Genomic DNA, 23,633 nt, shown 5'->3' with positions numbered 1-23,633 from the left:
AGCCGCGCATTTTTACAATGGCGCTCTTCTTCACAGCTGCACGAGAGCGAGTGCCTCTATGGCCAACATCCAGAACCTGCTGGCACCCACCGCGCCACGGGATCGCGAGGTCGAACCGTCGCGCAGCCCCGACCCACGCTTGAGCGGCAGTTTTCAGGGCGAGCGGGTGCACTACGTGTCCACCAGCCAGTCGATGGCCGATGCCGCTGAAGAACTGACGTTCGCGTTTTCCGAGCGGGTGGAAAAGTCACTGGCCAAACGCAAGATCAGCGACGGGCAAGCGCGCCTGAGCGAAGTTCAGGAGATGCTCGAAGAGTACCTGCACAAGGTGCCCGACCTCGACCGCCAGCAAAAACTCGACACCCTGGTGGCGCAACTGTCCAGCGGGCAGCTCACCCACATGGCGCAGCTCAAGGCCTACCTCAACAGCTTTTCCGGCGAGGTCAGCCACCAGTTTGTGGCGCTGTCGTTTGCGCGTCAGACGCTGGCCGCCAAAACCGACGCCCGCGCGCTGTTGGCGTTGATCGATCAAGCCCTGTTGCAGATGGCCGAAGAACACGGCGCCGCAATTGAAACCGGCCTGAGCATCGGCCCGCTGGCCTGTGAGGCACACGCCCAAGGGCTGGGCGAAGTGCAGGCGCTGCGCGACACCTACCGCGATGCCGTCCTTGATTACAAAGGCCTGTCTGCGGCCTGGCAGGACATTCAGACGCGCTTCGCCAGCTCCGCCATCGAAGGCGTGACGGGGTTCATGATGAAAGCCCTGAGTGCCGATCTGGACAGCCAGCAAGCTCACCTCGACCCGGTCAAGCTGGAGCGGGTGATGAGCGACATGGCCAAGCTGCGAGTGCTGTGCGGCCTGTCAAATCAGGTTCATGCGCTATGGAAAGCGTTGGTCACGGGAGAGCAAGGGCATGGCATACGGGCCTTCTGAACTGATGGGCGATCTGGTCTCACTGGTGGATAAACGCTGGGTCACGGTGCAGGACATTCAGCGCATGGGCCAGTCGATGCCGCTGCACAGCGTGGCCGAACTCATCACCTTCTACCGTGAAATCAAACGCCTGCTGCGCCTGTTGCCCATCGAAACATTTGCCGATGAGGAACAGCGGCACAACCTGCTCAACGCCTGTCAATTGGCCATGGATCTGGCCATCGATCAGGAAGAGGACGAATGGCAAGCCCAATGAGAACACAGCATGCAGTGGATTGATCAGGCGCTGACCCGGTTCTGTCAGGACATGGGCGTGGCGTTGCCGTCGCCGTTGAGTGACCTGGTGCAGCTGGAATTCGAGCACGCAGGCACCCTGCAACTGGAGCGGCATGCCCACGGGCTGACGCTCTGGCTGGCGCTGGAGCTGCCGTGGCATCAGGCGCATCAGGGCATGCTGCGCGCCCTGTCGCGCTGTTACAGCCGGGCCGCCCCCCCGTTGCCGCTGCGCTGTGGCTGGGCGGGCGAATCGCGCCTGCTGCTGTTTATCTCCCTGGAGGCGCGGCGGGTCACGGTGCCGGTGTTGCATCAAGCACTGCGCACGCTGATCGCCGTGCGTGAAGAAGTGCTGGCCCCGTGAGTCGCATCAGCGGCCTGCATATCGGGATCGAGCACCTCAGCGAAGTCGACAGCGCCCATGACCTGGCCGGGCTGCCCGAGCGCTATGTGTTGCCGCCGGACGGCCACAGTGTGCAGGCGCATTTCGATGCCTTGTACCCGGCCCGTCGTGCCGAACAGCAATGGCTGGATCTGGCACGCCCCTCCGGGCATTTTCACGAACTGCTGCGCCCCCAGGCGTTTCGCCAGGCCCTCGCCCAATTACGCCAGACCCTGGAAGCGTCGCCGGACCCCCACCTGCACGCGGCGGCACAGCTGATTGCCGCGCGCAGTGACGACGAGCAACTGCTGCACGTGGCGCTGAATTTGTTGCACAAGGTATGAGTGACATGAGCTTGAAACCGGTTGAGCAAACCCTGCTGTTGCTGCTCGGATGGGTGCAACTGCAATGCGCCCAACCGGGCCGCGCCCGCACGTTTTTTGAAGCCCTGCTCAGTGCAGAACCCCGCCAACGCGACGCGCGCAAGGCGCTGGTGGTGGCATTGCTGCAACTGGACCTGGGCGCCCAGGCCCAACAGCACTGCGAGCAATTGCTGGCCGACGGCGAACAGGACCCGGCACTCTGGGCCTGCCTGAGCCGTGCGCGCCAGCTGCAGGGCCAACTGGAACAGGCCCGCGCCGATTACGAGCACTTCCTTGCCCTGCGGGATACCCATGCCTGAACTCACGGAGTTTCTGACCCGCCTCGGCGCCCGTAAAGACATCATGCTGGCAATCATGCTGCTGGCGGTGGTGTTCATGATGGTGTTGCCGCTGCCGCCGTTTTTGCTGGACATCCTGATCGCGATGAACATCACCATTTCGGTGGTGCTGATGATGATGTCGGTCTACATCAACTCGCCCTTGCAGTTCTCGGTGTTCCCGGCAGTGCTGCTGATTACCACGCTGTTCCGGCTGGCGCTGTCGGTCAGCACCACGCGGATGATCCTGCTCGAAGCGGACGCCGGGAAGATCGTCGAAACCTTTGGCAACTTCGTGGTCGGCGGCAACCTCGTGGTGGGCTGCATTCTGTTTTTGATCATCACCATCGTGCAGTTTCTGGTCATCACCAAAGGCGCGGAACGCGTGGCCGAAGTGAGCGCACGCTTCTCGCTGGACGCCATGCCCGGCAAGCAAATGAGCATCGACGGCGACATGCGCGCCGGGGTCATCGACGTCAACGAAGCCCGCGAGCGGCGCTCGATGATCGAGAAGGAAAGCCAGATGTTCGGCTCGATGGACGGCGCCATGAAGTTCGTCAAAGGCGACGCCATCGCCGGGCTGATCATCATCTTCGTCAACATCCTGGCCGGCATCACCATCGGCGTCACACAAAAAGGCATGACCGCCGCCGATGCCTTGCAGCTGTACTCGGTACTGACCGTGGGCGACGGCATGGTCACGCAGATCCCGGCGCTGTTGATCGCCATCACGGCGGGGATCATCGTCACCCGCGATTCGTCAGACACGTCAACCGATCTGGGCAGCGACATCGGCGATCAGGTCGTGGCGCAGCCCAAGGCATTGATGATCGGGGGCGTGCTGTTGGTGCTGTTCGGGCTGATTCCGGGCTTCCCGACCGTGACCTTTTTCGCCCTGGCATTACTGGTGGGCGGCGGCGGTTACTGGATGGTGCTGCGCCAGCGCCGTGCCGCGGCGGCAGGCGAAGCCCACGACCTGCCCACGCTGCTGGCACAAGGGGCGGGCGCGCCTTCGGTCAAGCCTCGCGGCAAGCCTTCGCCCGGCAAAACCAAGGGCGGGCGCCTGAGTGACAAGGAAGAGTTCGCCATGACCGTGCCGTTGCTGATCGACGTCGACGCCAGCCTGCAGCAGAGCCTGGAAGGCTACTCGCTCAATGAAGAACTGGTGCGGGTACGGCGCGCCCTGTACCTGGATTTCGGGGTGCCGTTTCCAGGGATTCACCTGCGTTTCAATGAAGGTTTGAAGGACGGTGACTACCTGATCCAGCTTCAGGAAGTGCCTGTCGCGCGGGGCCGCCTGCGCCCGGCGCAGCTGTTGGTGCAGGAACGCAGCAGCCAGTTGGAACTGCTGGGGGTGCCGTTCGAAGAAGGCGACCCGGTGCTGCCGGGCCAGCCCACGCTGTGGGTTGGCGAAGAACACCGGCCACGCCTTGAGCGGGCGGGTTGCAGCGTGTTGAGCATGGACCAGGTGCTGACCTGGCACTTGTCCCACGTGCTGCGCGAATACGCCGAAGACTTTATCGGGATTCAGGAGACCCGCTACCTGCTCGAACAGATGGAGCACAGCTACGCCGAACTGGTGAAAGAAGCCCTGCGCATCATCCCCTTGCAGCGCATGACCGAAATCCTCCAGCGGCTGGTGGGCGAAGACATTTCCATCCGCAACCTGCGTTCGATCCTCGAAGCCATGGTGGAGTGGGGACAGAAGGAAAAGGATGTGGTGCAGCTCACCGAATACATCCGCAGCAGCCTCAAGCGCTACATCTGCCACAAGTACTCGAGCGGCAACAACATCTTGCCCGCCTACTTGCTCGACCAGCAGGTGGAGGAACAGATTCGCGGTGGCATCCGCCAGACCAGTGCGGGCAGTTACCTGGCGCTGGACCCGGCCGTGACCCAGGCATTTTTACAGCAAGTGCGCCAAACCGTGGGCGACCTGTCCGGCATGCAGAGCAAGCCGGTGCTGATTGTTTCAATGGACATTCGCCGCTACGTACGCAAGTTGATTGAAAGCGATTATTACGGGTTGCCGGTGCTGTCGTATCAGGAGCTGACGCAGCAAATCAACATTCAGCCCTTGGGCAGGATTGCCCTGTGAACCGCGACCCGCTGTGTGACTGGTTCGAGCAAAGCGGCCGGGGCGTGCGCCCGCATTTTCTGCGCAACACAGGCCTTCAGTTGGGCTGGCAATTTATGTCTGGCGGTTGCGAAGTCGCGTGGCGCTGCGAGGGCGCGCGGGTGTGGATTGTGATGTTTCGCCGCCTCGACGAACGCCTCGGCCTGGCCAACCCCTTTGCGCCTTTGTATCTGCTGGCCGAAGCGGCGCGCTGCGTACTACCGCCCCCGGCCTCGCTGTACGGGAATGTCGAGGTACTGGCCCACAGCCCGCTGGCGGCTGCGCGCCTGGGCCGTTTCTATCAGCGCTGGGCGGGCGCGCATCAACCGCAACCCGGCTGGTTCGAGCTGGACGTAAGCCGCGTGTGCTCGCTACAGCACATGCGAAAACGACAAAAACTCGACCGTGCCTGACAGGAAGCCGTGCGCGCTATCCCTACTATAGAGCGCATGAACAAAGACCCTGCCCCCCTCGCCACGACCGTCCAGGCCGCCCGGCTGGCCATTGAAAACAATGCCCAGCGCGGCCGCCTGCTGTCTGAAATGTGGGAAGGCCTGGGGCTGTCTCCCGAGGTGCGTGACCGGGTTTTTCGTCCCGGCCACGACCGTTTGATACAGGCCGCCGAGCAAGAGCTGCTCAAGGAAGTCGAGCGCATGCGCGCCGCCCAACGACCTGTCGCCCAAGCAGGCAGCCGCGTGCGGCGCCCTGCCCGGATGCGCGGGCTTATGGTTTAAGGACTCAGCATGAGCATTTCCCATTACAGCAAAACCACGCCGTTTCTCAGCGACCTGAACGGTACGTCGCTGGACCAATTGCGCGGCAAAGACACCCGCGCGCTGGCCGACCTGCAACAGACACTGGGCAGGCTGAATATCCGCGTCACCCATGACGGCACGCCCCTGACCCCGGAGCAGATGACCAAAGTGCTGGCGTATCTGTTGCCACCCCAGGCGCAGGTTGCCAACGGCTGGTACGCGAGCCAGACCCAAAGCGGGCTTGAGGCGGTGAAAAAGACCCTGGCCGCTTACGCCAAGGCACACCCTGCCACGCCATGGCCGTTGAGCGATTTTCTGGCGCTGACCCATGCCGACCTGACATCCGACACGCTCGACGATGACGTGATCGACGTGTACGTCGCCGTCATGGAGCAACAGGACGCCAAGCGCCTCACGCTGCGCGACGAGTTGACATCGCTGACCGGCGAGCTGTCGATCTACAGCGTGGTGCAGGCGCAGATCAACGCGCGCTTATCCTCCAAAAGCGCCATCAACATTGAAGACACCTCAGCCACAACCGGCCTGAACCTGCTGGACAAGACGCTGTACGGCTACAGCGAGGACAGCCGCTGGCTGAAAAGCGCCGAGTACGCCTTGTTGACCGGGATGGACACCGGCAAAGGCAAGACCCGCATCAGCATCAAGGACTTTTTGAGCGGCGTGCCCAAAGAAAGCGGCGCCATCAAGGCCGTCGATTTGAAGCGCGACTACCCCTTCGAAAAAGACAACAACCCGGTCGCCAACCTGGCCACGACGGTGGGTGATCGCGCGCGGCCGCTGAACGACAAAGTGAGCGAAAAAACCACCCTGCTCAATGATGTCAGCTCGCGCTACAACGCCGCCATCGAAGCGCTCAACCGCTTTGTGCAAAAGCACGACAGCCTGCTGCGCGACATTCTCAATGCCATTTAAAGGAACGCCCATGACCCAGCCCACCCAAGACGCCTGCGAGCAGGAAATGGAAGCGTTTTTGCGCGACGGCGGCACCCTCGCCATGCTCAAGGACGTGTCGGCCGACAGCCTGGAGCAACTCTATTCGCTGGCGTTCAACGACTATCAGGCCGGCAAATGGGACAGCGCCCACAAGGTGTTTCAGGCGCTGTGCATGCTCGACCATTACGACGTGCGGTTCTTCCTCGGGCTGGGCGCATGCCGTCAGTCCATGGGGCAGTTCGAGCTGGCGTTGCAGAGTTACAGCTATGGCGCGGTGATTGACGTCAACGAGCCACGATTCCCGTTTCACGCTGCTGAGTGCCACCTGCAACTGGGTGATCTCGACGGAGCCGAAAGTGGCTTCTATTCGGCCCGGGCCCTGGCCGCAGCCCAACCTGCACACGCGGCGCTGGCCGAGCGTGCAGGCGCATTACTGGAAGCCGTCCTCATCAGAAAGGATCAACACCATGATTCCATCAGCGATTGATCGCGTCGGGCTTAATCCGGGGGCAGTTCCGGCTGCCGAACCGGTCAGGCCCCCACGTGCAGAACGCGAACACGACGTCACCGTCAGCCGGATCCAGGCTCAGGCTTGGTCCGCTGTCCCGTCGCAGGGTGTGCAATTGCCCGCCCCTGCTCCCGGCGTTGCCCAAAGCCTGCAACCGCAGACGCTGGCCAACATCAAACAGTTGGTCAGCACGGTCATTCACGACAGTAGCCGCCTGACACAACACCTGCTTGTCGAAGTACCCCGCCTGGCCGCGGCGCACCTGAGCTCGCCGCAAGCGTTCGAGATTGAACTGTCACGCATCACCGGCGAGCTGGAAAGCGCGCAAAAAGCCAACAAACTGGAAGACATCAAGCGGGCGCGCGAGCAGAACCTGCAGAAGATGGATGACAACCAGAAGAAGATTCAAGAGTCGCAAGACGCTGCCAAAGAAGCCCAGAAATCGGGCCTTGCAGCCAAGATTTTTGGGTGGATCAGCGCTGTGGCCTCGATCATCGTGGGCGCAATCATGGTCGCCACCGGCGCGGGCGCAATCGCCGGCGCCTTGATGATCGCCGGCGGGGTCATGGGCATGGTGTCCCAGTCCGTGCAGGCCGCTGCGGCGGCGGGCTTGATCAGTAAAGAGGTGATGGAAAAGCTCGGCCCGGCGTTGATGGGCATTGAAATCGCCGTGGCCCTGATGGCCGCCGTGGCCAGTTTTGGCGGCACAGCAGTGGCGGGCGTGGCCAAACTGGGCGCCAAGATGGGCACCAAAGTGGCAGAACTCACGGCCACGATTGCCAGCAAAGTCACTGAATTTGGCGGCAAGTTCGGCACCGTGGCGAGCCTGTCCATGTCCCATGGCGCCAAGCTCGGCGTGCAAGTGGCCGACGTCACGCTGGACGTGGCCAACGGCGCCTCTCAGGCCGTCAACAATGGCTATCAGGCCCACGCAGCCTTGCGTCAGGCCGACGTGCTGGAGAACCGCGCAGAGCTGACCGCGTTTCAAGCTGCGATCGACACCCTGCGCGAAGAACTGACCCGCATGATCGAGGCGTTTACCCAGGTCATGGAACAGATTTTCCAGATGATCAACGCCAAGGGCGACCTGCTGCATAACTTGTCCAGCCGCCCTGCGGCCATTTGAGGAGCCCCCATGATGATTGATATGAGTGTCAGCCCTCGGGCATTGAGTAACGTCGCTTCCAGCGGCCCGGTTGAAAAGAGCGCTGCCCCGGTGAGCCGCGAGACGGCTCACCGGGCCGCCGATGTGTCGGCCCCTGCCACCTCACCGGCGGGCAGCATCGAGCTGGTCAAACCCGCACAACAATTCAACCCGGCCACGTTGGGCAAAGTCACCCGCGAACTGGACACCACCATTGAGCTGATGGTGTTGCTGTTTCGCATCGCGCAAAAGGCCCGGGAACTGGGCGTGCTGCAACGCGACAGCGAAAACACCGCGATTATCGAGGCACAGAAATCCCAGGTCGCCGAAATGCGTTCGGGCGCCAGCCTGATGATTGCCATGGCAGTGATCTCCGGGATCATGGCCGTCGGCACCGCGATCATCGGCGCGGTGGGCGCGAGCAAAAATGGCAAGGCCATCAAGCAGGAAGGGCAACTGGAAAAGTCCATTGCCGGACGCAACGAACTGATTGACGCCAAGATGCAATCGCTGGGCAAAACGTCGGACGCCGATCGCAAAACCGTCGGCGCTGTTTGGGCGCAGGCCCAAGAGTTCGATAGCAGCCTGCTGACTAAAACCGGGAAAAAAATAGACACCCGCAATACCACATACCAGGCGATGAACAGCGTTAATCAGTCACTGGGGCAGATGGCCAATACTTCGGTACAAGTCAGGCAAGGTGAAGTTCAGGCCAACGCCAAAGAAGACGAAGTTGAGGCTACAATTGCACAAAGTCGCAAACAGATAGTTGATGAACAATTGAGTTATAACTCTAACTCCATGAAAGAGCTGATTCAGACACTTCATGAACTTTCTCAGAACTACGTAGCCGCCTGGAAAGCCGCGGCGGCGATTGTTTGATCGATTGATGCGAGTAAGAAAAAAGCCACTGAGATGTGGCTTTTTTCTTAAAAGATAAGTCTACCAGTGACAAAATCAGGTTGTGGCCTGGTGCTAGCATTCGCCTGGTACGAGGAGACAAGCATGGATTTAACGATCAGGGTTAATCGGCTGCTGGCCGAATTTGCCAATCGCAGTGGGTTGCCCGCCTTGTCGCTCGACGCAGACGGGGTCGCGACGTTGCTGTTTGATGAACAGTTACACGTGACGCTGGTGCTTTTGGGTGGCCGTGATCGGCTGGTCATGGAAGCCAATGTGGCCGGTCTGGACACACTGGGGGAAGGCATCTTCCGTCAATTGGCGAGTTTTAATCGCCGCTGGTATCGGTTCGACCTGCATTTCGGGTTTGACGAGCAAACCGGTCAAGTGCAGTTGTACGCCCAGTTGCCAGCCGCCGAGCTGACGCTGGAAAACTTCGAGCGCACGTTGGCCAACCTGCTTGACCACGCCGAGTTCTGGCAGCAATTGCTGCCCGGCCACGTGTGTGTCACGCCGCCGCCGGCCCAGCCTGCAGGCATGCGAGTGTGAGCCTGTGATGAAGATCGAAAGCGCGGGCATTGCGCCGTTATCCGCAAATGAAGGCCCGACAGAGGCGGGACATTTCAACGGCCGTGCGCTGACGCCGGGGGCCAACCCCGCTCAGGCGCAGATCACGTTGGCCGAGCTGCTGTACTGGCTCGGCACCGAGTTGCAGACCAGCCCTCACAGCGAGCAACGGCTGCAACGGTTACTGGACGGCGACATCACGCCCTTGCATGAGCGCCGGGTTCGGTTGCCATGAAGCGCGCGGCGATGGGCGCACTGCTGGTCAGTGCCTTGTCGGGGTGTATCAGCCAGCCCGCCGCCCCTGCACACACGCTGGACCTCACAGGGAACGTGAGCAGCCGCCTGGTGTTGACTCGGGCGGCTTATGTGCGTGTTCGCCTGTATGAAGTGGTGGCCGGGCAACCGCGAATGGTCGCGAAGTCGGACTATCGGGTCAGTGCCCTGCCGCTGGGGTTCAGTTTTCACGTCCCCGCTGCGACGGATCGCCAGTGGTTGATCAGAAGTGAGTTGGCGTGGTCCGAGGACGGTTCGGTTCAGGCACGCGGGTGGCGGCAGGTTGTGCCCGGCCAAGCGGCGCAGCTGCAGTTGACCCCTTTAACGTGCTATCCGAACTGCCGGATACACACACCTTGGTAACACCGTGTTGTAAGTCTGGTTATAAATAATTAAACGATTTCGGCACGCAGCCGAAACACCAACAGTTCGAATCATATTGAGCGGTTCATTGAATAAGAGTAATTATTCTAAATTTGAATAATTACTCTTATTCATGACCTGGCTTGCTTTCAAGAATTTGCTCTATGCGAATGACCGCATGTGCATGGAGATAGAGTGTGCTCATACGTCTGTCAGTAATGACGCGTCAATACGCCGCACACGTTCAGGATCACTACCTATGCAAGGTGCCAGTTTACGTGGCCAACGAATAACGCAGTGTCGATGGTGTATGCCCACCTTCGAATTCAAGTCCAACCCCGAAGAAGGAATTGCCGTACTTATTGAAGGTGAACTGATTGTTCAAGATGTCTGCACCACGTTGCGTATTGCGCCCGGTGAAATGATATTTGCCCGACGCGGTAATTACGTCGTGAGCACTGAAGGTCAGGAGAGTCGCATTCTGTGGATTCCGTTAACGGTTACGCGCTTGCAAAGTTTTATACAGCGCTTCGGCGCGTTGCTCAGCGAAGTTGAGCGCTGTGAAGAACCCAGCAGCGGGATGATCGCGTTTGCCAGCACCCCGTTGCTGGCCGACTGTGTCAAAGGGATCAAAGCATTACTGGAACACGAGCACCCGCCCGCTCTGGCGGTGTTGCGCATTGAAGAGTTGTTGATGCTGTTTGCATTCAGTCCGCAGGGCCCGGCCTTGATGGCCATGTTGCGCCAGCAGGGCAACCGGCAAGTGGAGCGGTTGCAGGCGTTCATGGAGGCCAATTATTTACAGGAGTGGCGCCTGAGCGAATTCGCCCGCGAGTTCGGCATGGGCCTGACCACGTTCAAGGAGTTGTTCGGTTCGGTCTACGGCGTCTCGCCCAGGGCCTGGATCAGTGAGCGGCGCATTCTGTACGCGCACCATTTGCTGCTCAACAGCGAGATGAGCATTGTCGACATTGCCATGGAAAGCGGGTTTTCCAGCCAGTCGTATTTCACCCAGAGTTACCGTCGTCGATTTGGCTGTACCCCCAGCCGTTCGCGGCAGGGCAAAGAATAGCCCCGGACTAAAAAAAACTGACGTTTATTGCAAGTCACTCGCGCCACTCACCCGTAAGATTGACCCGCAACGCAGGCCCCTGATGTGCGTGTCACGAAACAAAACAGTCAAGGCAGAGAATGAGCCAGGAAGACCCTAATCAAAGTCCCCGCCAAGGGATGTTCGCCGGCCGGCGCGTCTCTGTCGTGAGCCAGGATGCTCGTGCGCGGGGAAGTGTCGCCGGTTGTATTTCGGGCAAGATTTACCGTGATAGCGACATCATCAGCGCCCGGCAACTGATGCTCATGCAACGCCTGTTGCCCCGCGAGCAATTGGAGCAACTGTTTCAATCCCATTGGTTACAGCAGCGTCTGGCCCGCGGTATGGCCCTGGAACGCGGGGATGTGCAGTTGGTGTTGCGCAAGGCCAGCGAACAAGGCGAGAACTGGTGTAACTGGCTGGGCGACCGCATCAACCTGGCCTGCCCGCAAACCCTGATCGACTGGGTATTGCTGCCGGTGTACAGCTGGTGGGAAAGCCTGTTTGACGAAGCCATTCCCAGCTGGCGCGCTTCGTTGATCGAGTTCGAAACCCAGTCGCGGCAATTGCGCATCAAGGCGCAATTCTGGCGTCAGGCCACCGATGCCGACCCGCAACTGGTCGACGAGGAGCTGCAAGCCGTCGCTCGCCGCCAAGCTGAAACCGAAATCGAAATAGCCGCGCTGGCACGCAAGCTGGGCGCCATTTCCGAACAGGCCCGCGCAGCGTGGCCCAACTGGCATCAAGGCGTGGCCGTGCTGCTGGCCGATGGCAAGCTGGACGGTTTTTCACCGGTGCCGCTGGCGCTTATTTCCCTGTGGGAACCCCTGATCAGGCTCGACGCAGACGCCAACGCTGCCGACGCCGTGCAGCACTGGCTGCACGAACGCAGCCTGTGTCAGGCCCAGGATCACTTTTACTGGCAAGGCGCCTGACCAACCGCGGCACTGAGGACTCATGGAACGTTTACTGACTGGATTGGCCGCGCGAACCGGCCAAGGGCCTTTTGTTGCCGATCAAACGGGTGCCTACCACCTGCGCATCGATGGCCACAGCCTGTTTCTGGCCCGCCAGGGGACAGACCTGATCGTCCATAGCCCGCTGGACTGGCAAGCCCGTGCCGACGCAGCGGGGCAGCGCGAGGTGTTGCGCGACATGCTGGAACACGTGACCCGCTGGAGCCGCCACTACCCTCAAGCCCTGGTGCTGGACGAGAACGACCACCTGCTGCTCGAAGCCCGCCTTGAGTTCGCCTCCCTTGAGCTGGATGAACTTGAGCGTGTGCTGGCAGCGCAGGTGGGCATTCTTGAGTCCCTCAAGCCCGGTTTGCAGCAGGCTGAGCGCTTACCGCAGTGGACACCCACCTTATGGCGCCCATGAAGTGGCTGCGCGTTGCCGCCTGGCTGCTGGTCAGTGCCGCCTGCCCCGCCACGGCTCAGGAACTGGACTGGGCGCCGGTGCCTTACCACTACGTGGCGCAGGGTGAAAACCTGCGCGATGTACTGATTAACTTCGGGGCCAACTACGACAGCCCGGTGATTGTCAGCGACAAGGTCAACGATCAAGTCAGCGGCCGTTTCGACCTGCCTACGCCACAAGCCTTTTTGCAACAGATGACCGCGCTCTACAACCTGATCTGGTACTACGACGGCGCGGTGCTGTACGTCTTCAAAAGCACGGAAATGCAGTCGCGGCTGATCAAGCTCGAACAGGTCACCGAGTCCGACCTGCAAGAGGCGTTACAGGCCGCGGGCGTGTGGGAGCCGACATTCGGCTGGCGTTCGGGCGGCGATGGACGGCTGGTCTATGTGTCAGGCCCGGCCCGATACCTGGAACTGGTAGAGCAGACCGCGCAGGCGCTGGAACAACAATCCACCCTGCGCAGCGAAAAGACCGGCGACGTGTCGGTGGAAATCTTCCCACTCAAATACGCGTCGGCCGAAGACCGCCAAATCAAGTACCGCGAAGACGACATTCAGGCGCCGGGCGTGGCCACCATTCTGGCCAACGTGCTGGGTGACGCCAATGTGGTGTCGGTGGACGGCCAGGCGAACGGCAGCCGCGCACCGCTGCGCTCCGGGCGCGCGGTGATTCAGGCCGAACCGTCATTGAACGCGATCGTGGTGCGCGACAGCGCCGAACGCATGCCTATGTACAAACGCCTGATTGAAGCGCTGGACCGGCCTTCGGCGCGCATCGAAGTCGCGCTGTCGATTGTCGACATCAACGCCGAAAACCTTGCCGAACTCGGGGTCGACTGGCATGTGGGGATTGGGCTGGGGCCAAAGAAAGTCATCGACATCCGCACCAGCGGCTCCGGCGCACCCGGCGCGCAAGCCCCTGGCGCAAGCCTGGTCGACAGCCGCGGCCTCGACTTTTTGATGGCCCGCGTCACCCTGCTGCAAAGTCAGGGCCGCGCTCAGGTGGGGTCGCGCCCGACCTTGCTGACGCAGGAAAACACCCTCGCGGTGATCGATCACAGCGAAACCTATTACGTGAAAGTGACCGGCGAGCGCGTCGCTGAACTGAAGTCCATCACCTACGGCACCCTGTTGAAAATGACCCCGCGGGTGGTTCAGTTAGGGGAAAAACCGGAGATCAGCCTGAGGCTGCACATCGAAGACGGCAGCCAAAAACCCAATAGCTCCGGCCCCGAAGGCATCCCCACCATCAACCGTACCGTGGTCGACACCGTGGCCCGCGTCGGCCATGGCCAAAGCCTGTTGATTGGCGGGATCCACCGCGACGAACTCAGCGAAGGCGTGCGCAAAGTGCCGTTACTGGGGGACATTCCGTACCTTGGCGCCTTGTTCCGGTTTCAGTCCAACACCGTGCGGCGCTCGGTGCGCCTGTTTCTGATCGAACCGCGCCTGATTGACGACGGGCTGGCCCATTACGCAGCCCTGGGCAGCCAACGGGGCTACCTCGACGGTTTGCTCAATGTCGATCAACTGTCCAACCAGAGCCTGGAGCTGGCCAACGCGATTGGCGCCACCCAGTGCCAGGCGCTGGCCACCGCGCAATGGCTGCAAAACACACTGCAACAGGCGGGCAAAAGCTCACGGTTGTCCGCGTGTCGCATGGACGGCGAAAGCCGCGGCTGGCGCGTGATTGAAGGCGCGTGCGATGACGCGGCAACGCACTGCGTTCGCCCGCTGAAGCGCCCCTGACATGGGCTGGAAAATCCGGTTCTACAGCGGCTTGAATCAAGGGGCCGAAGTGCCCCTGAGCGCCGGTCGGGTGGTGATCGGCTCAGACCCGCTGAGCGCCGACCTGGTGCTGGTGGACGACGGTATCGCGGCCATGCACCTGTTGCTGGAGGTCGACCCGCAAGGGGTGCGCTTGCTGGAATGGGACGCCGCGTGTGAGCCGACCCAGGACGGCCTGCCCGTGCAGCCGGGCACGGTGTTGCACGCCTTGGCCATGCAGCAATGCGGCCCCTTGAGCTGGGCGTATTGCGCGCAGGAACGCGCCTTCGCGCCGCTGCAACCGGCGATCGGCCGGGCGCAGGAACGTCGGGCCCCACGCCACCCTGCGCATTGGAGCGGTCGCGTGATGGCGGGGTTGAGCGTGGTGCTGGTGGTGCTGCTGATCGGCTTGATGAGCGACCCGTGGTCCAGCGTCAACCGCAGCACGGCCGATGAAGATCCGCTGCTGGGGTTGCAGACATTCTTGAGCGACAAGCCGTATCAGCACGTGCAGATTGAAGCCCCGCAAGCCGATGGCGGTGTGTTGCTGACCGGGTATCTGGATGACAACCGCAGCCGCTTGCTGCTCACCCAATACCTTGAAAAAAGCGGGCTGAGTTATCGGCTGGAATTACGCAGCATGGAAGAAGTGCGTCAGGGCGTGGACTTCATCCTGCAAAAATTCGGCTACTCGCGGGTGCGCAGCACGCCCTCGTCAAAAGCCGGCTGGATCATGCTCGAAGGCGAACTGGCCGAACAGGACGATCACTGGGCCAACATCGACACCCTGCTGATGGCCGACGTGCCCGGCCTCATGGGCGTCGAGAACCGCGTGCGGCTCGCCGGTTCGCACATCAAGCGTCTGGAACAACTGCTCAGCGACGCACACCTGACCTCGGCGCTGAGCTATCGCGATCACGGCGAGCGCATTGAGCTGCGCGGCCAGCTGGATGAGCGCCAGTTGAATGACTTTGCACAACTGCAACGCACGTTCCGCCGCGAGTTCGGCGCCAGCCCGACGCTGGAACTGATTAACCGCTCACGCCGTGGCAGCGCTGAAGAACTGGCCTTCGTGGTGCGCGGCGTGTCACTGGGCAAAGTGCCCTACGTGGTGCTCAACGACAGTCAGAAATACCCGGTAAACGCTTCAACCCCCAACGGCGTTCGCGTGTTGTCGATCACAGACGAAGCGATTGTGGTCAGTCGCGGCAAACAGCAATTCATCATCCACCTCAAGGGACAAACGCAATGATGACCGCATTGGAGGAACGCCTGAGCCGTGAAGGCGCGGGCTATCACGCGCAGGTGCGCGCTACGCTGCAAAGTGCGCAAAACGACTGCAAACAGCGCCTGCAAAAAGGCGCGACGCCTGCGCAGTACCAGCAATGGCAACAGGAAGCGCAGGCACTCGAAGCCGCCCTGAGCATCCTCGACACCCTCAAAGGAGCCTGCTGATGGCCGCCATTTTTGCCCACGACACCACCAACACACTCGATCAGGTCGCCGAGCAGATCAAAGCGCAGGCGAACACCGCCAACACGGACGTGAAAAACGCCATTACGGCGCTCAACAACGACAACGGCGATAACCCGGCGGTGTTGGCCGACCTGCAACACAAACTCAACAAATGGTCGGTGATCTACAACATCAACTCCACCGTGACCCGCTCCATGAGAGACCTCATGCAGAGCATTTTGCAGAAGATTTGATTATGGACAGTTCATTGAAAGGGCTTTTGGCCGAAGTCGCGCTGGCGGGCACCGGGCACCATTGTCATGCGCAGGCCCTGCACATCGCTGAGTGGCTGGATCAGGTCGAAAAACACGCCGAAGCCGCGTGCCTGATCCGCCTCTGCAGTCTGATGAACCGCGGTGATTATCAACAGGCGTTGCTTGAAGGCCAAGGCAAGGATCAGGACTGGCCCTCGTTGTCGCCCTGGCTGGCGCTGTGCGAATGGCGCCTGGGCATGGGGTCAGCACTGGACCGGCGCCTTGCGCACCTGGCGCTCAGCGATGACCCGCGCCTGGTGCAGTTTGCCGAGGGTATGCGTCATCCGGAGCACGCATGAACCCGCTCGACCCCCTGACGCTCAATCGCGGTCTGTCGCCACCGGCTGCCCCCCCTGCGCGGTCGGCACAAACGGCCGACACGCACGCCTTTGAACAGGCCATGCACGCGCCCGCCGAGGTGGCGAACCCCGTGAGCCCGGTGGCGCTGCGGGTGCTGAGAACCCTGGACGCCCACCGTGACAACGAGCGTCAGGCGCGTGCGGCACTCAAGGACCTCATCAAGCAAGAAGCACCGTTTGCCAAGCAACAGCAAGACGCGCTGCTGCGGGTGTTGGGCGAGATCAAACCGCTGCCGGACACCACCGCCGCGAGCCGCGTCATCAACACCGAGCTCAGGCACGTCATCCCGCTGGCCGGGATGATCGACAACCTGATGCGCTACACCCATAAACCCGACCTGGAGTCGTAATGGACATCAGCCAGATCAGCCAATCGGTGGTTACCAGCCTTGAAGAACTCCAACCGGCCGAAGCCAATGCCGCGCAGGTTGCAGACTTTGATCACGCCATGAGCAACGGGGCCGACAGCCTGGGCGGCAGTTTTTTGAGTGAAATCGGGCACATCAAAGAGCAGTTCACCGAGGCCAAAGAAGCGCTGAAAGTGCAGCTGTCGACCCCCGGTGACGACCCCAACAGCCTGATGCAGATGCAGTGGTCGTTGATGCGCATCAGCATGCAGGAAGAACTGATCGCCAAGACCGTCGGACGTATGAGCCAGAACGTCGAAACCTTGATGAAGACCCAATGATGCGCCGTGTTCGAACCGCTTTGAAAACCGTGCAGCGCGGCCTGCTGCTGGCCGCCGTGCTGGCGCTCGCGGGGTGCAAGATCGAGTTGTACGCCGGTGTCAGCCAAAAGGAAGGCAACGAGATGCTGGCCCTGCTGCGCTCCGAAGGCATTTCGGCCGACAAACAGCCGGACAAGGACGGCAAAATCAAATTGCTGGTGGAAGAGTCGGACATCGCTGAAGCCGTGGATGCCCTCAAGCGCAAAGGGTATCCGCGTGAGAGCTTTTCAACACTCAAGGACGTGTTCCCCAAAGACGGGCTGATTTCATCTCCGGTCGAAGAACGGGCGCGCCTGAACTACGCCAAGGCGCAGGAAATCTCCCGCACGCTGTCTGAAATCGATGGCGTGCTGGTGGCGCGGGTGCATGTGGTGTTGCCAGAAGAACGTGACGGGCTGGGCAAGAAATCCTCACCGGCCTCCGCCTCGGTGTTTATCAAACACGCCGCGGACATCCAGCTCGACGCCTACATCCCGCAGATCAAACAACTGGTCAACAACGGCATCGAGGGCTTGAGTTACGACCGGATCAGTGTGGTGCTGGTGCCGTCGGCGGACGTGCGTCAGGTGCCCTTGGCACCGCATTACGACACCCTGTTTTCGATTCAAGTCACCGAAGATTCCCGGGGGCGGCTGATCGGCCTGTTTGGCGTGATGGTCGCCCTGCTGCTGGTGAGCAATGCGGCGCAGTTCATGTGGCACCGGACTCAAGCATGACCCGCTGCCTGACGCCCTATCAGCTGCGCTTCTGCCCGGCCCGCTACATTGACGAGGGGCACGTGCCCACGGCCTTGCTGGCGGTGTGCAAGGCGCTGCCGGACTGGCGCCAGCGCAGTGCAATCAACGCCTGGTTGCTCGATGAACTGGGGTTGCCGACTGACTACCAACTGCCTCCCCGGCTCGGCGGCTTGGCGCTGTTCGGGCAGGTCGCGCTGCAGCATACCCTGCGTTGCCTGGGCGGCCTGTTGCATGGGCAGGCGTTGCGCCAGGCGTTGACCGCCAGCGCGGCGCAACGGGTCCGCGCGGCGCTGGGTGAAACCGGTCACCGGTATTGCCTGCAACAGCTGGACGTGATCATCGGCCCATGGCCGACGGGCTGGCAGGGCACGTTGCCGGACGGCGACCTGGGGGGCTATCTGCAAACCTGCGGTCTGGAGTTCTGGCTCAGTGCAGCCGGTGACATCGACAGCGGCTGTGCCCGCCGCTTGCGTGTACGCCTGCCGCCGGGGCCGCCCTCGCGTTACGCCGCGTTACCCGCCGAAAACCCCGCGCTGGCGCAGGCGCTGTGCCTCAAAGTTGCTCGACAGGTGAGTCCGGAATGTTGCCATTTATTGAAATAAAAAGTGATCAAGTGCTCTTGGCGCCCGATCAAGTGGTGCTGCGCAGTGCCGACTATCAGGCCTACCTGACCGCCAATCAGTTGGTGGAACTGGCCCGGGAACGGGCGCAAGCCATCGAGCAAGGCGCGCGGGACGTCTACGAACAACAAAAGGCCCTGGGCTGGCAAGCGGGCGTCGACGAGGCGCGCACCTCGCAGGCAACGCTGATCCAGGAAACCTTGCAGCACTGCAACCAGTACTACCGCGCGGTCGAGCAAAAGATGAGCGATGTGGTGCTGCACGCGGTGCGCAAGATCCTCAAGCAGTACGACAACACCGAGCTGGCGCTGAGCGTGACCCGCGAAGCGTTGTCGCTGGTCAGCAATCAGAAACAAGTGATCCTGCACGTCCAGCCCGAGCAAGTGAGCGCTGTGCGCGAGCGCGTCTCGCACATCCTCAAGGACTTCCCGGAAGTGGGGTATGTGGACGTGGTGGCCGACGCCCGGCTGGACGAAGGCGGCTGCATTCTGGAGACCGAAATCGGCATCATCGACGCCAGTGTCGACGGACAATTGGCAGCGCTGGCAACGGCCCTGACACAATCCCGTGAGCGCTGAAAACCCGGCGCAGCACCGGCTGGCGAGGTGGTGAGCGTCATTCCTTTTAAGGCGCTCGTGCAAAGTGACAAAAATGCGCCTGATACTAAAAAAGCCCTTCAAACGATTCACTTAAGCTTTGCGCCATCCAGGAACTCAGGTCCTCCAAGGAGCGCATATGAAAATTCAGTCCACCCCGCCTGCCGGTCTCAACCCCGCCATCGCCACACCTGCACCCCCTGCCGCGCAAGCGCCCAAAGCCACGTTATCCACTGACCCGGTCGGCCAAAGCCTGACCAGCGCACTGAAGAGCGCGTCGGGGATTGTGATCAAAGACCAACTGCCGGACATCGGCCGTATCAAGTTGCTGACCCCGCTGCCGCAAGGGGCTGCGCACACCGTGGCGCAACAGGTCGGTCAGCGCCAATTGACCCTGCGTGAATTCGAAAATGGCGTGGCGCAGCTGGAACTCAGCCGCCCGCCGTTGACCAGCCTGGTGCTCAGCGGGGGCGGTGCCAAAGGGGCCGCCTATCCGGGCGCGATCAAGGCGCTGGAAGACAACGGCGCACTCGACGGCATTCGCAGCATGTCGGGGTCGTCCGCAGGCGGCATCACGGCAGCGCTGCTGGCATCGGGCATGGGCGCGGGCGAATTCAAGACCCTGTCCGATGGCATGGACCTGCTTTCACTGCTCGACAGCACCCATAAAAAACACAAGCTGTTCCAGCGCATCTGCACAGAGATAGGCAATCTGGCGCACAAATACCTGCCCAAGGTTGGCAGCTTCACCCAGCTGATTCTCAACGTGTTGCCACGGGTTCAGTCCGAAGCCCTGCCGCTGGAAAAAGTCATTCGCGACGAGTCGTCCAAAGCCGTTCTGAACCAGATCAGCGCCCACCCGCAGGTGGCCAGCCAACCGGCCGTTGCGGCCATTGCCCACAAACTGGAGCAGGGCGGCGCGGTCACGTTTGGCGACCTCAAACTGTTGAGCCAGCACATCCCGCAGATCAAGGAACTGAACATCACCGGCACCGCAATGTACGAAGGTCGCCCACAGATGGTGGTGTTCAATGCCAGCCTCACGCCGGACATGAGCATTGCGCGGGCCGCGCATATTTCCGGCTCCTTCCCGGTGGTGTTCAAGCCGGTGGACGAACAGGCGCAGCCGTTCCAGGCCGAAGGTGAACACACGGCATTCAAGGACGGCGGCGTGATGCTTAACGTGCCAGTGCCCGAGATGGTCGACCGGGCGTTCAGCACCAGCCCGCTGCGCCAGTCAGACAACCTGATCCTTAAGTTCGAGGGCGAAGAAGGCGTGGCGCCTGACCGTGGTGCTCGTTTCGGCGGCGCGCTCACGGACTGGATGGTGGGCGCCCCGGTGGCCGCCCGGGTGATTCTGCAAAACGAAGCACTGGCCGCGCACGACGACCAGACCGTGACCGTGCCGCTGAAAACCGACAAAGGCGATTTCAGCACCACGTTTGGCGGCACGCTGAATTTCAGCATGCCGGGGGATATCAAAAATCACCTGCAAGAACGACTCGACCAGGCCGTCAGCGGTCACCTTGAGACCCGTGCCCACTCCCGTGAGCAGTACACGTTCGGGTCGATGGAGGCTGCACTGAACGCATTAGACGATGACATGCTCACCAGCCTCGCCGCTCAAAACTCCGCCCAGGCCGGTGAAGTGTTGCAGTTTCGCCAGCAGGCGCGCGAGGTGTTCAGCGAACTGACCGTGGCGATCGTGGCGCAAAACGGCACGCCGGCCGCACTGACGTTCAACGATCAGATGCGCACTGCCTTCACCCAACTGGACGCGCTGGCCAGCAACCCTGAGCGCAAAGAGTGGCTGGCCAAGGAGTTGAATCACGCCGACAACGTCGACCACCAGCAATTGCTCAGCGCCGTACGCGGGCAGGCCGTCGAGTCGCCGGTGCTCAAGGCCGCGATCGAAGAAATGCAGGTGCGGACCGTGGCCGTGGTGGCCGAGAACATCCGCAAAGAAGTCATCTTCCCGTCGCTGTACCGCGCCGGCCAGCCGGATTCCAACGTCGCCCTGCTACGCCGCGCCGAACACAGCCTGGCCAGGGCCACGACGGCGGCGCAGGTCAATCAGGCGCTCGACGACATCATCGACCACTATGGCGCGCGCAATAAACCGTGGAGCAAGCCGTTGAGCTCCACCACGATTGAAATGGCCAAGGCCTGGCGGATAGCGGAGTAAACATACATGAGCGTGCAACACTGGCTGGACCAATGGGGCATCCAACTGCCCGCGAACAATGCCGAAACCTGTCGCCTGCAAGTCGCGGATGACCCGGAACTGGTGCTGGAGAACATTCCGGGCGGCTGGTTGATGGCAATGCGCCTGGGGCGCCTGCCCAGCCCGATGCTACTGGGTGTGCAGTTGCAACTGCTGCAAGCCAACGGGCCCTTTTCAGCGCTGGCGCCGGTGCATGTGGCGGCAGACAGCGCCGGGGATCTGGTGCTGTGGGTCGAGGTTCAGGAAGGGCACGTCGATGTGCCGACCCTGAATAACTGGTACGCCAAGCTGTGTCAGGGTCACAAGCATTTCAGCCCGTTGCTGGAGGCCGTGCCGGATCAGCCCCGGCCTGCGTCGGGCGCACGATTGTTCGTTTGACCCCACACACGGTGCCCGCGCAGACGGCTGTTTGACGTATAAACAGCCGTCGTCCCATCGCATTAAGGAGCACGGGGTGCTGGCCACTTTATTGGTGTTGATCGCGACCGTGTTGCATGCGGTCTGGAATACCCTGATCAAATTCAGCGGCGAGCGCCTGCTGGTCATCGCCTGCATGGACACCGTGGCACTGCTGGTTGTCGCCGTGCTAGTGGGGTTTGTGTCGTTCCCGCCGCTGGCTATCTGGCCGTGGATTCTGGCGTCCGCACTCTTCGAGTTGCTGTACCGCGTGCTGCTGATCCGCGCCTACCGGGTGGGGGATCTGGGGCTGGTGTACCCGCTGATGCGCGGCCTTTCGCCCTTGGTGGTGCTGGCGCTGACCCTGACTTTTGCCGCAGAAGCACTGAGCGGTCAGCAAATCATCGGCATCCTCCTGATTCCGTGCGGCATGGCGTGCCTGCTGTGGCAGGGCGGCGGCGGTGATCGTCTGCCCTGGTCAATGCTGCCGGTGGTCGCACTCATCGGCCTGTGCATTGGCTGCTATACCTTTCTTGATGGTCAGGCGCTACAGCGCTGGTCGCACCCGCTGGATTATCTGGTGTGGCTGACGCTCATCAGCGCGTGGCCGTTCCCGCTGCTGGCAATCACCCGCAAACGTGCCGCGTTCACGCTGTTCTGGCGCACGCAATGGCGGTTGGGGTTGGCGGTGGGGGTGTGCGTGCTGGTCAGCTATGCGCTGGTGCTGTGGGCGATGCAACTGGGCTCGATTGCCGAAGCCGCGGCCTTGCGCGAGGTCAGCGTGATTTTGGTGGTGCTGTTCGGCATGCGCTACCTCAAAGAACCTTTTGGCGGGCCCAGACTCTTAGCCTGTGGGCTGGTGCTGATCGGCATGCTCGTGATGAAACTCTAAAAAGGAAATTCCAATGACGGTTGCCTTCTGGTGTGTACTGATTGCCTTGTGTCTGCCGTACGTGTGTACCGCGGTGGCCAAGTTCAGCGGCGGCAAGTTCGGGCCTCGACAAAACCATGACCCGCGCGCGTTTCTCGACACCCTCGACGGGTTCGCCAAACGCGCCCACAGCGCCCAACTCAACAGCTTCGAAGTCACCCCGGCGTTTGCCGCCGCCGTGATCATTGCCGACATCGTCGGCAACGCCCAGCCCGTCACGATTGATGTACTGGCCGTGCTGTTTATCACCAGCCGCTTGCTGTACATCATTTGCTACCTGGCGGACTGGGCACTGCTGCGTTCGCTGGTGTGGTTCATCGGCATGGGGCTGATCGTCAGCTTTTTCTTCGTGTCGATGTAAACACTTGACGCCTGCGTGTCAGAAGTCGCCCCACAGCTGCTGAGCCACGGCCAGCGCGACCACCGGGGCGGTTTCGGTACGCAACACCCGTGGGCCGAGGCGCGCCGGTTGATAGCCCGCCGCCTGGGCCTGGTCGACTTCAGGGTCGGTCAAGCCGCCTTCCGGCCCGATCAGGAACGCCAGGCGTGACGGTTTGGCATGGCTGGCCAGCGGCGCGGAGACCGGATGCAGCACCAGCTTGAGATCGGCTTGCGTGCTGTTGATCCAGTCAGTGAGCAGCATCGGCGGATGAATCACCGGCACCCGTGAACGCCCGCATTGCTCACATGCACTGATCGCCACCTGACGCCAGTGGGCCAGGCGTTTGTCGGCGCGTTCGTCCTTGAGCCGCACTTCGCAGCGCTCGCTCATGATCGGCGTGATTTCGTTGACCCCAAGCTCGGTGGCTTTCTGAATGGCCCAGTCCATGCGCTCGCCACGGGACAACCCCTGGCCAAGATGGATCGCCAGCGGCGACTCGACTTGCCCGGCGAAGGTTTCTTCCAGCAGCACGCGCACGCGTTTTTTGCCAACTTCCAGCAAGCGCCCAAGGAACTCGTGACCCGAGCCGTCGAACACTTGCAGGGCATCGCCCTCGGCCATGCGCAGCACGCGGCCTATGTAATGCGCCTGAGCCTCAGGCAATTCATGCTCACCGAGGCTCAACGGCGCATCGATGAAGAAGCGGGACAATCTCATGTGTTTTCTCTGAAAAATGTGCGCTTCA

33 protein-coding genes are annotated in these 23,633 nt (G+C 61.5%); 32 read left to right on the top strand and 1 reads right to left on the bottom strand.

Annotated elements, in window-relative coordinates:
* Positions 1 to 58: 58 nt before the first annotated feature.
* The 32 genes from sctW to TU74_RS04775 all read left to right on the top strand — a co-directional run bounded on the left by sctW (position 59) and on the right by TU74_RS04775 (position 22,867).
* Positions 59 to 934 (top strand): type III secretion system gatekeeper subunit SctW, encoded by an 876-nt coding sequence (gene sctW, locus TU74_RS04930; RefSeq protein ID WP_048375382.1) that lies wholly within the window; start codon positions 59 to 61, stop codon positions 932 to 934.
* Positions 915 to 1,190 carry a TyeA family type III secretion system gatekeeper subunit gene (locus TU74_RS04925; RefSeq protein WP_047278258.1) on the top strand — a complete coding sequence of 92 codons (276 nt, stop codon included), beginning with the start codon at positions 915 to 917 and terminating at the stop codon, positions 1,188 to 1,190. The genes sctW and TU74_RS04925 overlap by 20 nt, the downstream gene beginning before the upstream one ends.
* Positions 1,191 to 1,199: 9 nt before the next feature.
* Positions 1,200 to 1,571 (top strand): type III secretion chaperone SycN, encoded by a 372-nt coding sequence (gene sycN, locus TU74_RS04920; RefSeq protein WP_048375380.1) that lies wholly within the window; start codon positions 1,200 to 1,202, stop codon positions 1,569 to 1,571.
* Positions 1,568 to 1,933, top strand: a complete 366-nt coding sequence (sctX, locus tag TU74_RS04915; protein ID WP_048375378.1) for a type III secretion apparatus assembly protein SctX — start codon at positions 1,568 to 1,570, stop codon at positions 1,931 to 1,933. The genes sycN and sctX overlap by 4 nt, the downstream gene beginning before the upstream one ends.
* A 5-nt stretch (positions 1,934 to 1,938) precedes the next feature.
* A complete protein-coding gene (sctY, locus tag TU74_RS04910) occupies positions 1,939 to 2,271 on the top strand; it encodes a type III secretion apparatus assembly chaperone SctY (RefSeq protein ID WP_047278264.1) in 333 nt (110 codons plus the stop codon).
* Positions 2,264 to 4,387: a type III secretion system export apparatus subunit SctV gene (gene sctV / locus TU74_RS04905; RefSeq protein ID WP_048375377.1), complete on the top strand. Its 2,124-nt coding sequence runs from the start codon at positions 2,264 to 2,266 to the stop codon at positions 4,385 to 4,387. Before sctY ends, sctV begins: the two co-directional genes overlap by 8 nt.
* The gene (locus TU74_RS04900; RefSeq protein ID WP_047278268.1) at positions 4,384 to 4,818 is read left to right on the top strand and encodes an LcrR family type III secretion system chaperone; all 435 of its coding nucleotides are present in this window, start codon (positions 4,384 to 4,386) and stop codon (positions 4,816 to 4,818) included. The genes sctV and TU74_RS04900 overlap by 4 nt, the downstream gene beginning before the upstream one ends.
* A 36-nt stretch (positions 4,819 to 4,854) precedes the next feature.
* Positions 4,855 to 5,139: an LcrG family type III secretion system chaperone gene (locus tag TU74_RS04895; RefSeq protein ID WP_048375375.1), complete on the top strand. Its 285-nt coding sequence runs from the start codon at positions 4,855 to 4,857 to the stop codon at positions 5,137 to 5,139.
* Between the two features lie 9 nt (positions 5,140 to 5,148).
* Positions 5,149 to 6,093, top strand: a complete 945-nt coding sequence (locus TU74_RS04890; protein WP_048375372.1) for a virulence-associated V antigen — start codon at positions 5,149 to 5,151, stop codon at positions 6,091 to 6,093.
* Positions 6,094 to 6,103: 10 nt separating this feature from the next.
* Positions 6,104 to 6,601 carry a SycD/LcrH family type III secretion system chaperone gene (locus tag TU74_RS04885; RefSeq protein ID WP_047296042.1) on the top strand — a complete coding sequence of 166 codons (498 nt, stop codon included), beginning with the start codon at positions 6,104 to 6,106 and terminating at the stop codon, positions 6,599 to 6,601.
* A complete protein-coding gene (gene sctE / locus TU74_RS04880) occupies positions 6,582 to 7,748 on the top strand; it encodes a type III secretion system translocon subunit SseC family protein (RefSeq protein ID WP_048375371.1) in 1,167 nt (388 codons plus the stop codon). The genes TU74_RS04885 and sctE overlap by 20 nt, the downstream gene beginning before the upstream one ends.
* A gap of 9 nt (positions 7,749 to 7,757) precedes the next feature.
* A complete protein-coding gene (locus TU74_RS04875; RefSeq protein WP_277620518.1) occupies positions 7,758 to 8,648 on the top strand; it encodes a YopD family type III secretion system translocon subunit in 891 nt (296 codons plus the stop codon).
* Between the two features lie 123 nt (positions 8,649 to 8,771).
* Positions 8,772 to 9,215 (top strand): type III secretion system chaperone, encoded by a 444-nt coding sequence (locus tag TU74_RS04870; RefSeq protein WP_048375369.1) that lies wholly within the window; start codon positions 8,772 to 8,774, stop codon positions 9,213 to 9,215.
* A gap of 7 nt (positions 9,216 to 9,222) precedes the next feature.
* Positions 9,223 to 9,468, top strand: coding sequence for a T3SS regulon translocated regulator ExsE family protein (locus tag TU74_RS04865; RefSeq protein ID WP_048375368.1), 246 nt, complete (start codon positions 9,223 to 9,225; stop codon positions 9,466 to 9,468).
* Positions 9,465 to 9,869 carry a YscW family type III secretion system pilotin gene (locus TU74_RS04860; RefSeq protein ID WP_048375366.1) on the top strand — a complete coding sequence of 135 codons (405 nt, stop codon included), beginning with the start codon at positions 9,465 to 9,467 and terminating at the stop codon, positions 9,867 to 9,869. Before TU74_RS04865 ends, TU74_RS04860 begins: the two co-directional genes overlap by 4 nt.
* 259 nt (positions 9,870 to 10,128) lie before the next feature.
* Entirely contained in the window at positions 10,129 to 10,941 is an 813-nt protein-coding gene (locus TU74_RS04855; RefSeq protein ID WP_047279436.1) for a helix-turn-helix domain-containing protein, read from the top strand.
* Between the two features lie 185 nt (positions 10,942 to 11,126).
* Positions 11,127 to 11,894, top strand: coding sequence for a T3SS regulon anti-activator ExsD domain-containing protein (locus TU74_RS04850; RefSeq protein WP_277620517.1), 768 nt, complete (start codon positions 11,127 to 11,129; stop codon positions 11,892 to 11,894).
* A gap of 22 nt (positions 11,895 to 11,916) precedes the next feature.
* Entirely contained in the window at positions 11,917 to 12,339 is a 423-nt protein-coding gene (locus tag TU74_RS04845; RefSeq protein ID WP_048375363.1) for a YscB family type III secretion system chaperone, read from the top strand.
* Entirely contained in the window at positions 12,336 to 14,129 is a 1,794-nt protein-coding gene (gene sctC, locus TU74_RS04840; protein WP_082149816.1) for a type III secretion system outer membrane ring subunit SctC, read from the top strand. The genes TU74_RS04845 and sctC overlap by 4 nt, the downstream gene beginning before the upstream one ends.
* A 1-nt stretch (position 14,130) precedes the next feature.
* A complete protein-coding gene (gene sctD / locus TU74_RS04835) occupies positions 14,131 to 15,399 on the top strand; it encodes a type III secretion system inner membrane ring subunit SctD (RefSeq protein ID WP_047296053.1) in 1,269 nt (422 codons plus the stop codon).
* A complete protein-coding gene (locus TU74_RS04830; protein WP_047296055.1) occupies positions 15,396 to 15,602 on the top strand; it encodes an EscE/YscE/SsaE family type III secretion system needle protein co-chaperone in 207 nt (68 codons plus the stop codon). Before sctD ends, TU74_RS04830 begins: the two co-directional genes overlap by 4 nt.
* The gene (sctF, locus tag TU74_RS04825; RefSeq protein ID WP_047296056.1) at positions 15,602 to 15,856 is read left to right on the top strand and encodes a type III secretion system needle filament subunit SctF; all 255 of its coding nucleotides are present in this window, start codon (positions 15,602 to 15,604) and stop codon (positions 15,854 to 15,856) included. The genes TU74_RS04830 and sctF overlap by 1 nt, the downstream gene beginning before the upstream one ends.
* A gap of 2 nt (positions 15,857 to 15,858) precedes the next feature.
* Complete coding sequence (locus TU74_RS04820) at positions 15,859 to 16,215, top strand: YscG family type III secretion system chaperone (protein ID WP_088500184.1); 357 nt, start codon at positions 15,859 to 15,861, stop codon at positions 16,213 to 16,215.
* Positions 16,212 to 16,625, top strand: a complete 414-nt coding sequence (locus TU74_RS23050) for a YopR/YscH family type III secretion effector (RefSeq protein ID WP_053069959.1) — start codon at positions 16,212 to 16,214, stop codon at positions 16,623 to 16,625. Before TU74_RS04820 ends, TU74_RS23050 begins: the two co-directional genes overlap by 4 nt.
* A complete protein-coding gene (gene sctI / locus TU74_RS04810; RefSeq protein ID WP_047278294.1) occupies positions 16,625 to 16,963 on the top strand; it encodes a type III secretion system inner rod subunit SctI in 339 nt (112 codons plus the stop codon). Before TU74_RS23050 ends, sctI begins: the two co-directional genes overlap by 1 nt.
* A complete protein-coding gene (gene sctJ / locus TU74_RS04805) occupies positions 16,963 to 17,718 on the top strand; it encodes a type III secretion system inner membrane ring lipoprotein SctJ (protein ID WP_047279190.1) in 756 nt (251 codons plus the stop codon). The genes sctI and sctJ overlap by 1 nt, the downstream gene beginning before the upstream one ends.
* Positions 17,715 to 18,341 (top strand): SctK family type III secretion system sorting platform protein, encoded by a 627-nt coding sequence (locus TU74_RS04800; protein WP_048375359.1) that lies wholly within the window; start codon positions 17,715 to 17,717, stop codon positions 18,339 to 18,341. Before sctJ ends, TU74_RS04800 begins: the two co-directional genes overlap by 4 nt.
* On the top strand, positions 18,320 to 18,937 hold the full coding sequence (locus tag TU74_RS04795) for an HrpE/YscL family type III secretion apparatus protein (RefSeq protein WP_048375357.1): 618 nt from the start codon (positions 18,320 to 18,322) through the stop codon (positions 18,935 to 18,937). The genes TU74_RS04800 and TU74_RS04795 overlap by 22 nt, the downstream gene beginning before the upstream one ends.
* 157 nt (positions 18,938 to 19,094) lie before the next feature.
* The gene (locus TU74_RS04790; RefSeq protein WP_053069958.1) at positions 19,095 to 21,140 is read left to right on the top strand and encodes a patatin-like phospholipase family protein; all 2,046 of its coding nucleotides are present in this window, start codon (positions 19,095 to 19,097) and stop codon (positions 21,138 to 21,140) included.
* Positions 21,141 to 21,146: 6 nt separating this feature from the next.
* Positions 21,147 to 21,557, top strand: coding sequence for a CesT family type III secretion system chaperone (locus TU74_RS04785; protein WP_048375355.1), 411 nt, complete (start codon positions 21,147 to 21,149; stop codon positions 21,555 to 21,557).
* Between the two features lie 76 nt (positions 21,558 to 21,633).
* Entirely contained in the window at positions 21,634 to 22,467 is an 834-nt protein-coding gene (locus tag TU74_RS04780; RefSeq protein ID WP_048375353.1) for a DMT family transporter, read from the top strand.
* Between the two features lie 13 nt (positions 22,468 to 22,480).
* Positions 22,481 to 22,867, top strand: a complete 387-nt coding sequence (locus TU74_RS04775; RefSeq protein ID WP_047278301.1) for an MAPEG family protein — start codon at positions 22,481 to 22,483, stop codon at positions 22,865 to 22,867.
* An 18-nt stretch (positions 22,868 to 22,885) separates the two neighbouring features.
* Here the strand turns inward: TU74_RS04775 and TU74_RS04770 are convergent, their stop codons facing one another.
* Complete coding sequence (locus tag TU74_RS04770) at positions 22,886 to 23,605, bottom strand: 16S rRNA (uracil(1498)-N(3))-methyltransferase (protein ID WP_047278302.1); 720 nt, start codon at positions 23,603 to 23,605, stop codon at positions 22,886 to 22,888.
* Positions 23,606 to 23,633: the final 28 nt, after the last annotated feature.

It is taken from the genome of Pseudomonas lundensis, from assembly GCF_001042985.1.
GTDB lineage: Bacteria > Pseudomonadota > Gammaproteobacteria > Pseudomonadales > Pseudomonadaceae > Aquipseudomonas > Aquipseudomonas lundensis.
The sequence above is the reverse complement of the archived record's forward strand: the minus strand, read 5'-3'. Positions and strand labels throughout refer to the sequence as shown.

Bases quoted from the DNA above. Each gene is read 5' to 3' on its own strand.
- TU74_RS04860 (WP_048375366.1), top strand. From the start codon at position 9,465: ATGAAGCGCGCGGCGATGGGCGCACTGCTGGTCAGTGCCTTGTCGGGG.
- TU74_RS04770 (WP_047278302.1), bottom strand. From the start codon at position 23,605: ATGAGATTGTCCCGCTTCTTCATCGATGCGCCGTTGAGCCTCGGTGAG.
- TU74_RS04775 (WP_047278301.1), top strand. From the start codon at position 22,481: ATGACGGTTGCCTTCTGGTGTGTACTGATTGCCTTGTGTCTGCCGTAC.
- TU74_RS04875 (WP_277620518.1), top strand. From the start codon at position 7,758: ATGATGATTGATATGAGTGTCAGCCCTCGGGCATTGAGTAACGTCGCT.
- sctF (WP_047296056.1), top strand. From the start codon at position 15,602: ATGGCCGCCATTTTTGCCCACGACACCACCAACACACTCGATCAGGTC.
- sctV (WP_048375377.1), top strand. From the start codon at position 2,264: ATGCCTGAACTCACGGAGTTTCTGACCCGCCTCGGCGCCCGTAAAGAC.
- sctY (WP_047278264.1), top strand. From the start codon at position 1,939: ATGAGCTTGAAACCGGTTGAGCAAACCCTGCTGTTGCTGCTCGGATGG.
- TU74_RS04785 (WP_048375355.1), top strand. From the start codon at position 21,147: ATGAGCGTGCAACACTGGCTGGACCAATGGGGCATCCAACTGCCCGCG.
- TU74_RS04845 (WP_048375363.1), top strand. From the start codon at position 11,917: ATGGAACGTTTACTGACTGGATTGGCCGCGCGAACCGGCCAAGGGCCT.
- TU74_RS23050 (WP_053069959.1), top strand. From the start codon at position 16,212: ATGAACCCGCTCGACCCCCTGACGCTCAATCGCGGTCTGTCGCCACCG.
- TU74_RS04885 (WP_047296042.1), top strand. From the start codon at position 6,104: ATGACCCAGCCCACCCAAGACGCCTGCGAGCAGGAAATGGAAGCGTTT.
- sctE (WP_048375371.1), top strand. From the start codon at position 6,582: ATGATTCCATCAGCGATTGATCGCGTCGGGCTTAATCCGGGGGCAGTT.
- sctD (WP_047296053.1), top strand. From the start codon at position 14,131: ATGGGCTGGAAAATCCGGTTCTACAGCGGCTTGAATCAAGGGGCCGAA.
- TU74_RS04795 (WP_048375357.1), top strand. From the start codon at position 18,320: ATGTTGCCATTTATTGAAATAAAAAGTGATCAAGTGCTCTTGGCGCCC.
- TU74_RS04855 (WP_047279436.1), top strand. From the start codon at position 10,129: ATGCAAGGTGCCAGTTTACGTGGCCAACGAATAACGCAGTGTCGATGG.
- TU74_RS04925 (WP_047278258.1), top strand. From the start codon at position 915: ATGGCATACGGGCCTTCTGAACTGATGGGCGATCTGGTCTCACTGGTG.
- TU74_RS04865 (WP_048375368.1), top strand. From the start codon at position 9,223: ATGAAGATCGAAAGCGCGGGCATTGCGCCGTTATCCGCAAATGAAGGC.
- TU74_RS04790 (WP_053069958.1), top strand. From the start codon at position 19,095: ATGAAAATTCAGTCCACCCCGCCTGCCGGTCTCAACCCCGCCATCGCC.
- sctW (WP_048375382.1), top strand. From the start codon at position 59: ATGGCCAACATCCAGAACCTGCTGGCACCCACCGCGCCACGGGATCGC.
- TU74_RS04895 (WP_048375375.1), top strand. From the start codon at position 4,855: ATGAACAAAGACCCTGCCCCCCTCGCCACGACCGTCCAGGCCGCCCGG.
- sycN (WP_048375380.1), top strand. From the start codon at position 1,200: ATGCAGTGGATTGATCAGGCGCTGACCCGGTTCTGTCAGGACATGGGC.
- TU74_RS04890 (WP_048375372.1), top strand. From the start codon at position 5,149: ATGAGCATTTCCCATTACAGCAAAACCACGCCGTTTCTCAGCGACCTG.
- TU74_RS04830 (WP_047296055.1), top strand. From the start codon at position 15,396: ATGATGACCGCATTGGAGGAACGCCTGAGCCGTGAAGGCGCGGGCTAT.
- TU74_RS04800 (WP_048375359.1), top strand. From the start codon at position 17,715: ATGACCCGCTGCCTGACGCCCTATCAGCTGCGCTTCTGCCCGGCCCGC.
- sctC (WP_082149816.1), top strand. From the start codon at position 12,336: ATGAAGTGGCTGCGCGTTGCCGCCTGGCTGCTGGTCAGTGCCGCCTGC.
- sctJ (WP_047279190.1), top strand. From the start codon at position 16,963: ATGCGCCGTGTTCGAACCGCTTTGAAAACCGTGCAGCGCGGCCTGCTG.
- TU74_RS04870 (WP_048375369.1), top strand. From the start codon at position 8,772: ATGGATTTAACGATCAGGGTTAATCGGCTGCTGGCCGAATTTGCCAAT.
- TU74_RS04820 (WP_088500184.1), top strand. From the start codon at position 15,859: ATGGACAGTTCATTGAAAGGGCTTTTGGCCGAAGTCGCGCTGGCGGGC.
- sctI (WP_047278294.1), top strand. From the start codon at position 16,625: ATGGACATCAGCCAGATCAGCCAATCGGTGGTTACCAGCCTTGAAGAA.